Below are 11,058 nucleotides of genomic sequence, written 5' to 3' on the forward strand. Positions count from 1 at the left end.
TTCGCTAAACTCAAAGAAAATCGACGCTTAGCATTACGATTTGAGAAATCCGATCTCTCTTTCCTTGCCTTTATAGCTTTAGCATCTATTAAATACAACCTTTGTTAACAGTGCCTAGTATCAACTCCGCAAATCAGCCCCCTTGCTTTCATATCGTAACCAATTGTACTCTCTTGATCTTTTTGAGAAGAAGCTGTGTATAGTGGCTCAACCCACAGGTCTTTTCCAGTCCTTGGCTTATGAATAAAATTCCTGGATTTGGCAGTGTTATATACACTCTCCTGGATATCTAATATTGCATCAGAGCCAACATAGATAGGCAATAACTGATCAACTGCCTTGGAGAGGGCTGTACTATTACTAGAATAACCAGAAAATGCGGACCCTGAGTACACCACACTTGAATTATTTATTAAATTAGTAAATGCTTGCCGTACATCACTATCAAGAGAATCAAAGAAAGAAACTAGTATGGCAGCAATTCCATAAGCTTTTTTATTGTTTAGGGCTATGATTGCCTCTGCAAGTTTTGATTGAGGAGGCGTTGCTTCTTCTCCTGGCCCTAATAATCTAGTTGTCGCTTGATAAGCCTGTAGATCTGCAAGTGATGCAGCGCCACCATTTTGTGGTGTATATGATGTACTATCTCCAATATTGAGCCCCTTTGAATTAGATATAAATGTTTTAAAAACAGTTTTATGTTCGTTCTGTATGGCGCCATTCTGATCAACGTTAGAAACATGTAAAAAACCGGCATGATCTAGCCCAAATATATTTCCATCTAACCACGCATCTTGTGGGTTGTCGCCAGCTATCGAGTATAACTGTAATGATACTGGCTGTACGGGGTCATTAGTATAACGGCAAGCTAAATACGCACTTGTACCAAGCCACATTGGTACGCAAGCGCTCCCATCTGGTGTGCACATCCATGGTGCATTAACGCCGTATATAGAAAATTCCCGTCCTGATTCAGGAAGTGGAGTGCTAAGGCTGCTCGCACTAAAAGCCTGATTGTGACCATACTTTCCATCTGTAATAGCTGCATAGCTACAGTGTGCGAATATAGTAGTAGATGTAATTAATTTCAGCAAAGTAATAATATACTTATTCATGCTACCCTACTTAAAAACATAATAAAATTCATACTAAAGAGAATACCAATAAATTCAACCGGTTAGCTTCTAGATGGCTAAAATAATCAATATATGATATCCATCGCTATCAGTTGCTCATATAAATTTTCTTTATTGAAGTATTGATATTAATTTTCTGCTCACTAAGTAGTGCTGAAGCTATTTATTCTTACAAAATGTTATATGACGCATAAGATGCAATTTACCGCAGAAGTAGGCAAAGTGTTGCAGATGATGATACATTCTGTATACAAGAATGAGGATATTTTCCTAAGAGAGCTGATCTCAAATTCTTCTGATGCATGTGAGAAACTAAGATATATGCTGCTTAATGAGGGGAGGGCCGCAGATAATTTAGAGATAAATATATGGACCGATCCTAAGAATAAGGAGTTAATTATAGAGGATAATGGAATAGGAATGAGTCAAGAGGAGCTTATTAGTAATTTGGGTAGTATAGCAACTTCTGGGACACAAAAATTCATCGAGCAGATACAATCTGTTAAAGATGCAAATATGATAGGCCAATTTGGCGTAGGATTTTATTCATCTTTTATGGTAGCGGAGAGTGTTTCCGTATATTCATCACAAGGGGAAAAAACCTATGTATGGAGTTCTGATGGGCAAGAGGGATTTTCTGTTGAGGAATCTGATATTGTACTTGCTAGGGGTACTAGAGTAGTTTTAAAATTAAAAGAATCTAAGGCGGAATTTTTGGAGAGATATAGGGTACAACATCTTATTCAGACCTATTCGGATCATATTTCATTTCCAATAAATTTCATAGAAAATGGAGAAAAGACCAGGTTAAATAAAGAGGATGCAATTTGGATAAAAAACCCAAATTCTGTATCCGAGGCAGAATATGAAAGTTTTTACAGCCATATTTATTATATGCCAGGCAAACCATTTGCTATAATACATAACAATATTGAGGGAAATGTTTCATATAGAAGCCTGTTATTTATACCTAATAATAAGCCATATGACCTTTTGCACCCTCAGGCTAAATCCAGGGTTAAACTTTTTATCAATAGAGTCTTTATAACGGATGAAGAATCTGGTCTTTTACCTTCATATCTAAGGTTTGTTAAAGGGGTGGTGGATTCTGCTGATCTTCCGCTTAATGTGAGCAGAGAAACTTTGCAACATAACAACATAGTAAATAGAATTAAAAAATCATTAGTCAGTAAAATACTTTCTTCACTTGAGAAAAAGAGAATTGAGAATTTTGAGAGCTTCTCAGTATTTTGGTCTAATTTCGGAGAGGTGATAAAAGAGGGGTTATGCCAAGGAGCTCTAGATGAGAAGGAAAGGTTACTTGATTTATGTATCTTTCACTCCATGAATTCGCAGGATAAAATGATAACTCTTGATGAATACATCAAAAACATAAAAGACGGTCAGAATGAAATATACTATATAACAGGTAATTCTAATCTTAATTCTTTAAGGAATTTACCTCATCTAGATGGCTTTAAGAAAAGGGGCGTAGATGTACTACTTCTTAATGATAATGTAGATGATTTTTGGGTTAATGTTATTAGTAATTACAAAAATTATGCACTTAGATCAGTTACAAGCTCTAGTATAGATTTGGATCATATTGAGAAGTTTAATGATGATTCTGAGGCAATTCATGTTAATAATGAAGATAAGGATATTCTAATTAGTTGCTTGAAAAATATTCTGGATGGTAAGGTGAAGGATGTACAAATTTCAACAAAGCTTATAGATAGCCCTGCGTGCTTATCTATACAGGAGGGGCATATGAGCTCCAGAATGGAGAATGTATTATTAGAGCAGAAACAGTTACCTAATAGGTCTTTAAAAATACTAGAGATTAATCCGAATCATCAACTTATAAAGAATCTACTAAGGTTTTATAAGAATGGGGAAAATGATAAGGTTGAGTGTATGGCTAGTCTCATATTTGGCCAGGCATGTCTTCTTGAAAATGAACCAATAGGTGATATAGTCGAATTTGTGCGAAACATAAATAAAGTAGCTATATTTCACGAATAGCATGTATTTTAATATCGGGATTAATTAAAGATTGATATAAAGGCTCTGGGCTAAATACACATTCTTTAATCATATGTATTATGTTACTTGTATTTGGTAAAAATCTTTTTAGACTGTTTTATAATAGGACTAGATTTTACTAGAACTTGTATGCGTTTATTGCGATTTGTTTTACTTTTGTCAGTAGTGTGGTGAGTTTAAGGATTTACTGTGATGGTGCTTGTTCTGGTAATCCTGGCCCTGGTGGTTGGGCTGCCGTTCTTGTATCTGATGATAACTCTGTTCAAATTGTAAAGGGCTCTCAAGGCCATACTACAAATAATAGGATGGAGCTGCAGTCTGCAATAGAAGGATTGAAGGTGGTAGGTGATGAAGCTAATATCTTTATATACACCGATAGTGCTTATTTGAAAAACGGAATCACGGTCTGGATTAAAAGGTGGCTGATAAATGGTTGGAAGTCATCAGGGGGTAGCCCTATAAAAAATATAGATCTCTGGAAAGAGCTATATGATTTATCTGGTGACTTACCACTTTCGTGGAAATGGGTCAAAGCGCATAGTGGGGATTTTTATAATGAAATGGCAGATAGAGAAGCTAGATCTCAGGTTTATTGATTTTTTTTATGAATTCTTTTATCGAGAACAAAATGGACACTCTGATGCTAGATTTCGATCGTCTAATTTACGCAGATTACACTGCAGATGCTAGGTTTTATATCTCAAAGGTAAAAAATCTATTTGAGGAGCTAGAGCTGCTTATGAAATCTATACATAAAGAAGAAGCTGGTTTAAGTAATCTGGAGCTTTCGTTGGAGAAGCTTTTAATAAAAGTTGAAACACTAGAGGAAAGGCTTGATCAAGCCATTGAGTTCTGTAATTCATCTGAATCATAATTTCTGGCATCTTTGTATATTAGATTCTAAAAGTGATGTAACTCATTAACTATAAATATGTTAAAGAAGAGTATAGTGAGTATTATAGATATACCGGTATCTTGCTTATATAGCGTGTTACTTGATGTTGATAATTATAAAGATTTTTTACCTTGGTGTAAGGAAGCGAAAATATTAAGAAAACTTAATGACTGCCTGGAGGCGCAAATGACAATACTATTTGCTGGTATTGAGGAAAGCTACGTATCTAAAGTTTTTTTTGAAAACAAGAATCCAGAAGATGTGACAATCAATATAGTATCGGAGAGTGATTTGTTTGAATTTATGCATAGTTCTTGGCGCTTGCAGAAAGTAGAAGATGGTACAAGAGCGACATTTGAAATTTCTCTAAAGTTAAAAAACAAAATATTGGATAAAGTAGTTAGTGTATTTTTTTCCAAAGCATGCAATAAAGTGATGCAGGCCTTTGAGGCAAGGGCCAGAACTCTACATAAAACTATAAATAAGTAATTTAAGTATTGCAAGCATTATGCGCCTTTGCCGCCACCCCCCTTTTCACTGCCCTTTATATCCGCAATAAGCCTTGAGTGCAAAGCAGTTGCAAAACCACGTTCAGAAACGGTTTTATAGTCTAGACCTGTGGTTCCAGGGTATTGCTCGTCTATCATTTTTTTGGCGTGTCGCGTAAGCTTATTATATTCAGCATCCATGTTTTTTATAAGGGTGTATATACTGCCTTGGTCTACAGGCCCCTGTTTAATATAATCTAAAACTCTCTGCCATGCGTTCCATGGTGTGTCAACGAATAAACGATGTAAGGAGTGGTTGGCGCTTCTATCTCCTAATCTTTTTAAATCACTCATTACAGTTGTAAAAACCTCTTTTAGATGTTTTGCGGCCTCATCATATTGCCCATCATGATCCTGCCCCTCATGATCCTGCTCCTTTAGTGTTCGAAGTTTAATTAATGATTCCTCTAGCTTCTTTATATGTTCTAATCTTTCAAGATGGAAATTATTATTTTGTTTTATAGCAGCTGGCCCATTTGCACCATTAAAAAGACCTACGACGGACTTCATAAGGCCTATAGCATTATTTATAAGCTCAATTAATGTTTCACATACAACGTCCTTGAAAAATGTTTTAGGCAATTTGCCATTAAGTTTATAAAGGTTATTTAGATAATCGATGATAATATAATTCATAATCTTGATCCTAAGAAAAGCTGCTGATTGACGTTTTGATTGAATTTTGCTATCAAGAGAGGATATAGCATCTCCTAAAGCTTGGTTGAAGAACTCTGTATTATAATCTATATTAGGATGGCTTGTTTCTACTCCATATAAAGATCTAATGCACTCTTGAATGGTTTTTTTTAGGGTTTTATGGGATTGGTCTGCAAAGTCTCTGTACAATTTGTTAGTATTGGTAAAATTCTTGTTGGTAGCCATTATAGCATCATTCCTCGCATCAGCTATTATGTCACACATTACTAATGACTTCAATGCAAAGTCCGCATACTTTGCCCCGGCATCTGATTTGCAAAACTCGTCAAGCTCAGAATCTTCAATAATATCATTGTCACTCTTATTAGTAAGTTTTTTATACAATTTTAGAAGTTCTTGTCTTATGTCTGATTCCGCTATATCCAAAATACGCCGCGCGATGTTATTCAGTTCTGGGTTTATCTCTTGGGTTCTCATATAAGTTATAAATATCACTCTACTCTAAGAAGAGTAGGTGAGCCACCTAAGATAGTAAAGAGCTACATATAATTAGAATATGTTACGAGAGATGTAATTGTGTTGCGCAATTCAAGCCTTCTTTTTATAAAGGTTCAAGCATCTACATGTGATAACCGCAGATAAAATATCATATAGAAGGCTCTATAAATTTTGTAATTGATATTAATCAAAGTTATGTTGTTGTTAGGATTTGCTATAAATTGTTTAAGATTGTCAACAATTATAAATTTATTTCTTGATCTTACAAATTAGCTGCTACAGGCCTGAGCCATCTTTGCGCATCTAGCCCCATGCAGTCTAACCAGTTGACAATAATTGATAAGCATATTTAGGGCGTAAACAAGATATACATATAAGCTATATATCGTTCTAATCAGCCTTATTGCAAAAGTAAATAACTAGATATAGAATCCCAGCCTGCTGTAAATTTGTTATTTAGTTGGCGTGTCAGTCATAATTGATAGAGAGAGAGATGGTAACTTGACTGAATTTGGTAAAGCTATTTTAAGGGATAGGTATCTGCTGACTGGCGAGGAATATCAGGATCTATTTGTAAGAGTAGCAAAGCACTATTCCGATGATAAGGAGCATGCTCAGAGGCTTTATAACTATATGAGTAAATTATGGTTTATGCCAGCCACACCTATCTTAAGTAATGGGGGCACAACCAGAGGCATGCCTATTTCCTGCTTTCTTAACGAGGTGCATGATAGTTTGGAGGGTATAGTCTCAACTTGGAATGAAAATGTATGGCTTGCTTCGCATGGAGGTGGAATAGGCACATATTGGGGTGGGGTGCGCTCAATAGGTGAGAAAGTTAAGGGTAATGGTAAGACTTCAGGAATTATACCGTTTATAGCAGTTCAAGATAAATTAGCGCTTGCTATATCGCAAGGCAGTCTCAGAAGAGGAAGTTCAGCGGTTTATCTTCCAGTATCGCATCCTGAGATAGAAGAATTTATAGAGTTAAGAAGGCCTACAGGTGGCGATTTTAATAGAAGATCCCTAAATTTACATCATGGTGTTATGATACCAGATGCATTCATGAACGCTGTAGCTGAAGATGGGCCTTGGGCGCTGAAAAGCCCTGTAACAGGGCAGGTAATTTCTGTTTTAAGGGCGAGAGATATATGGATTAGAATATTAATTGCCAGAATAGAAACCGGTGAGCCGTATATCGTATTTGAGGATAGGGTTCGGGATATGAGGCCTGAGGTATATAAGAAAAATAACCTTGATGTCAAAACATCAAACCTTTGCAGTGAAATAACGCTCTCTACTGGTTTAGATCAATTTGGTAATCAAAGAACAGCGGTATGCTGTCTTTCATCGCTAAATTTAGAAAAATATGATGAATGGAAAGATGATGATTGCTTTATTTATGATATCATGAGGATGTTAGATAATGTCCTTCAGGACTATATAGATAATGCCCCAGATACACAGAAAAATGCACGATATGCAGCATACAGAGAAAGGAGTGTTGGGCTAGGTGTGATGGGATTTCATTCATTTTTACAATCCAAGATGGTGCCATTGGAATCAGTGGTTGCAAAATCTTGGAATAAAAGAGTATTTGGAGATATAAAAAATAAAGTTGATGAGGCGTCAAGAAAATTAGCTGATGAGAGGGGTGCATGCCCTGATGCTCAGATTTATGGCATACATGAGCGCTTTTCACATAAAACTGCAATAGCTCCTACCGCTTCGATCTCCATAATAGCGGCAAATTGCTCCCCGGGGATTGAGCCATATTCCGCAAATACATATATGCAAAAAACACTTACTGGCTCATTTAATGTTGAAAATAAGTATCTAAAAAGGCTTTTAGCTAAAAAGGGCATGGATACGCAGGAAACGTGGTCTAATATAATGCAGCATGAAGGTTCGGTACAACATTTGGATTTTTTGAGTGAAGATGAAAAGGCCGTGTTTAAAACTGCTTTTGAAATAAATCAAAGATGGATGATTGAGCTTGCGGCGGATAGGACTCCATATATATGCCAATCACAATCTCTAAATATATTTTTGCCCGCTGATATATATAAAAAAGACCTCCATATGCTACATTTTGAAGGGTGGCTCAAAGGGTTAAAGAGCTTTTATTACTGTAGGTCTAAATCTTTGCAACGACCTGATAGTCAAATCAGATCAGAAGAACGTTATAAGCAGCTCTCTATGGCAATACCACCACAAGATACAGAAAAATATGAAGAGTGCTTGTCGTGTCAATAGGAAGATAAATTGCTTTATTGTGAAATAGTAAAAATCATAATGTTATGTAGTGCTGGTTATAAGTGACTTAATTTATAAAAAGTATAAAGAGAAGATTAATAGGTACATTTAAACGGCCATTTGAAAAAATATCCTGATATTTACAAAGGTGATGCAATACTATCTTTGATGAAAGAGATATGTTTTGAAAAAGAACGATAATAAAGCGCATTTTTCATCTATAAAATCTTTATTTTACAAACATATAAAGCCACTTATAGCTTTTGCATAAATAATAGTATGATAAACTAAATTATTAATTTAAACCCAATATAACTCCCTTTATAGCCAAATCTATCCTAGGTATTTTAATTGGAGTTAATATATGTATTTAGTTAGAAAGAACATAATGCAACTAATTTAACCATTAATGAACTAAATTGTTGCATTTCTCCCCAAGAGGGGTATATAATCTCCCTTCTTGGGGATTTAACTTTTATATATGTCTCGTTACGAGTGTACTTTTATAGTGAAGCAAGATGTCCTTGCGCAAGATATTCAGAGGATCATTTCTTCCACTGCCTCATCTCTTGAGAGTTTTGGGTGCAATATAGTAAGGAGGGATTATGTAGGTTTGAAGCCTCTTGCTTATCCTATAAAGAAAAATAAAAAAGGCCATTATGTAGAAATGGAGGTGGACGGTTCTTCTGAAGCACTTGATGCACTCGAAAGCGATTTTAGAGTTAGTGAAAACGTGATTAGATTTATGTTTTTAAGATTGGACACTAGAGATGCGCATTCTATGCGTAAAAAATAGGTCTGTAAGTTTATTATTTCTGCTTTTATTATGAGTGTTAATTTAGGATCAAAAACGCCGGAGGTTGATAGGGTTGAGGTAGTCTCAAATACTATCCTTTTTAATAGAGCCGCGCCTAACGCGCCTAAGGTGCGAAAATGCCCTTTGGATGGTATTGATATTTCTTATAAGAATTTTGAAAATCTCAGGTTTTTGCTATCTGAAGGTGGTAGGATGTTGGCTGCGCGTTTAACAGGTGCTTCTGCAAAAAATCAAAGAAAGCTAAAGAAGGCCATAAGAAGAGCCAGAATGCTTGGTTATTTGCCTTTTGTCCAAAAGATCTAAGTTAGGTAAGTTATGAAAGTAGTATTATTAGAAAAGGTTAACGGTTTAGGTGAATCCGGTGATGTTTTACATGTGAGCGCTGGATTTGGCAGAAATCTTCTCATTCCAAAAGGGAAAGCTTTATTTGCGACACCTCAAAATATTGCCTTTTACGAACAAATAAAAGATGACCTTCGTAAAAAGGAATCTGATAAATCTTCTGTTGCATTTGTGTTGTGTGAAAAGGTTTCTGGTCATATTCTGAAGTTTATAATGCAAGCTTCTGAAGATAATAAACTATATGGGTCCATTAGTTTAAAGGATATAGCTGAGTCCCTCTGTGATGGGCTTAAAATTGACTCTTATTCACTGAATAGAACTCATATAATGCTTGCATCTAAAATAAAGGAGGTTGGTCTTTATGATGTTGAAGTCCGCTTGCATCCTGAGCATTCCTCGTTTATCAAAGTTGTGGTTGGCAGAAATGATGAAGAGGTAAATTCTATGATAGCTACACTGCTTCCTAGCCATACTGAGGTTAATGAAGAGGTGAAATGATACGTGTTTAATAAATTTTATTATTCCCTTATATATAAATTAAATGGCTAGGGTTACAGTAGAGGATTGCCTTCCTAAAGTTTCGGATAGATTTGAGCTTGTTATAGTTGCCTCTTTAAGGGCAAAGGATATAGCCAAAGGTTCGCCTGTCATGATTACTACCGGTCCTAAAAATGAAAAAAGTACTATCTTAGCATTAAGAGAGATAGCATCAGGATTGCTAGATGCATCATATTTTGATGCTAAAGATGCTGAAGTTATTGGGAATGTTGTTGAGAAGCAAGGCTCAAAACATGAGCCAAAAGAGCAATCGAGCCCTAAGAAAACTGCCGAGCCTGGCAATGAGGGGTTTGTATATCATGATGATGAGGAGAATATAGATTAAGGCATTACTACATAAGTGGGTATTTTCTTGTATGTCTATAAATGTATGGGCAAGAAAGCTGTGGTTTTAAATTAATTAGAGTTTCTACTTTGTATGTAATGCCGCATCCTGAATTTGCGGCTCTTGTATTTGCGTGATTGAATTGAGCAGCAAGAATAATAGCGAATTTAGGGTGTTGTATAATTTCATTATTATATAGTAAATTGAGTTTAATTAGCGTAATTCAAAGAGGCGCTATATAATCTCGTATAACTACTTAAAGAAAATACTTTATGTAGCTCCTGGTGCCTGGTTTGATGAACCTTCGCCATACTCTCTTATGCCTAGGTTGTATGAGTCTGTAGTCACATTTAGATCAAAAAATCATATCACGCCTGTTTAATTCAACTCAAATTACTATGGTAAGTTAAATTGAGGTTTGCGTATTGAAAGAATTTAACTACATCATCATAGAGATAAGTACTAATGTTACCTCTGTTTCATATTGGCCAATAATTTCTCTATAGCTATTTTATTTGAGGTAGATGTTGCCTATATTGCAGCTTATGCGAATTCAACTTAAACAACCATCTATAGCTAAGATAGTATAAAATGGCATAATATATAGTAGATGTGAGGTAAAATGACATTACAATTTCGAAAGAAAGTAATGAAATTACATGCAGAAGATATGAAGATCTAAGTTTCTACATATCTATTAGAACCTAAAGTAGATGGAAGAAGGCGATAGAGCCTCAGAAAACTAGGAATAAACCGTGGAAAAGCTCAGTAAAGAAGCATTAATACGAGATATATTGGATCATCCAGATAGCCATGCTAAAAGATTAGGAATAATTGAGTCATGTATTAAGTATGCAATAAAGCGTCTAGGGATTGGTTATAAAAAAACACTAAATCATCCAAAGGCGGATCCCGGAAAAAGATCTATGTTTTGCCAAACACTTAAGCGGTTAGAAAAAGCCTGTAAATCAATTAATTAC

The 11,058-nt window shown here is 35.4% G+C and carries 12 protein-coding genes; 10 read left to right on the plus strand and 2 right to left on the minus strand.

All coding sequences use genetic code 11. The annotated features are described in order from the left end of the window. Positions 1–104: 104 nt before the first annotated feature. The gene (locus Cyrtocomes_RS03385) at positions 105–1,115 is read right to left on the minus strand and encodes a hypothetical protein (protein WP_322497798.1); all 1,011 of its coding nucleotides are present in this window, start codon (positions 1,113–1,115) and stop codon (positions 105–107) included. A gap of 204 nt (positions 1,116–1,319) precedes the next feature. Here Cyrtocomes_RS03385 and htpG point away from each other — a divergent pair, with 204 nt between their 5' ends. The 4 genes from htpG (at position 1,320) to Cyrtocomes_RS03405 (ending at position 4,566) form a co-directional block, all read left to right on the plus strand. Beyond that, the gene (gene htpG, locus Cyrtocomes_RS03390; protein WP_322497799.1) at positions 1,320–3,161 is read left to right on the plus strand and encodes a molecular chaperone HtpG; all 1,842 of its coding nucleotides are present in this window, start codon (positions 1,320–1,322) and stop codon (positions 3,159–3,161) included. Between the two features lie 191 nt (positions 3,162–3,352). Beyond that, complete coding sequence (gene rnhA / locus Cyrtocomes_RS03395; protein WP_410519697.1) at positions 3,353–3,778, plus strand: ribonuclease HI; 426 nt, start codon at positions 3,353–3,355, stop codon at positions 3,776–3,778. A gap of 8 nt (positions 3,779–3,786) precedes the next feature. Next, positions 3,787–4,056, plus strand: coding sequence for a hypothetical protein (locus tag Cyrtocomes_RS03400; protein ID WP_322497800.1), 270 nt, complete (start codon positions 3,787–3,789; stop codon positions 4,054–4,056). Between the two features lie 75 nt (positions 4,057–4,131). Next, positions 4,132–4,566: a type II toxin-antitoxin system RatA family toxin gene (locus tag Cyrtocomes_RS03405; protein ID WP_322497801.1), complete on the plus strand. Its 435-nt coding sequence runs from the start codon at positions 4,132–4,134 to the stop codon at positions 4,564–4,566. A 17-nt stretch (positions 4,567–4,583) separates the two neighbouring features. Here Cyrtocomes_RS03405 and Cyrtocomes_RS03410 read toward each other — a convergent pair whose 3' ends face one another. Next, positions 4,584–5,759, minus strand: coding sequence for a hypothetical protein (locus Cyrtocomes_RS03410; RefSeq protein WP_322497802.1), 1,176 nt, complete (start codon positions 5,757–5,759; stop codon positions 4,584–4,586). A 486-nt stretch (positions 5,760–6,245) separates the two neighbouring features. On the opposite strand from Cyrtocomes_RS03410, the gene Cyrtocomes_RS03415 reads away from it, so the two are divergent. The 6 genes from Cyrtocomes_RS03415 to Cyrtocomes_RS03440 form a co-directional block, all read left to right on the plus strand. Then, on the plus strand, positions 6,246–8,036 hold the full coding sequence (locus Cyrtocomes_RS03415; RefSeq protein ID WP_322497803.1) for a ribonucleoside-diphosphate reductase subunit alpha: 1,791 nt from the start codon (positions 6,246–6,248) through the stop codon (positions 8,034–8,036). 481 nt (positions 8,037–8,517) lie between these two features. Continuing rightward, a complete protein-coding gene (gene rpsF, locus Cyrtocomes_RS03420; RefSeq protein ID WP_322497804.1) occupies positions 8,518–8,832 on the plus strand; it encodes a 30S ribosomal protein S6 in 315 nt (104 codons plus the stop codon). A gap of 30 nt (positions 8,833–8,862) precedes the next feature. Beyond that, complete coding sequence (gene rpsR / locus Cyrtocomes_RS03425) at positions 8,863–9,156, plus strand: 30S ribosomal protein S18 (RefSeq protein WP_322497805.1); 294 nt, start codon at positions 8,863–8,865, stop codon at positions 9,154–9,156. Between the two features lie 12 nt (positions 9,157–9,168). Beyond that, positions 9,169–9,693, plus strand: coding sequence for a 50S ribosomal protein L9 (gene rplI / locus Cyrtocomes_RS03430; protein ID WP_322497806.1), 525 nt, complete (start codon positions 9,169–9,171; stop codon positions 9,691–9,693). 43 nt (positions 9,694–9,736) lie between these two features. Then, the gene (gene rpoZ, locus Cyrtocomes_RS03435) at positions 9,737–10,078 is read left to right on the plus strand and encodes a DNA-directed RNA polymerase subunit omega (RefSeq protein WP_322497807.1); all 342 of its coding nucleotides are present in this window, start codon (positions 9,737–9,739) and stop codon (positions 10,076–10,078) included. A gap of 755 nt (positions 10,079–10,833) precedes the next feature. Further along, positions 10,834–11,058: IS630 transposase-related protein (locus Cyrtocomes_RS03440; protein ID WP_322497808.1), on the plus strand; the 225-nt coding region annotated here is incomplete at its 3' end.

It is taken from the genome of Candidatus Cyrtobacter comes, from assembly GCF_034470605.1.
GTDB lineage: Bacteria > Pseudomonadota > Alphaproteobacteria > Rickettsiales > Midichloriaceae > Cyrtobacter > Cyrtobacter comes.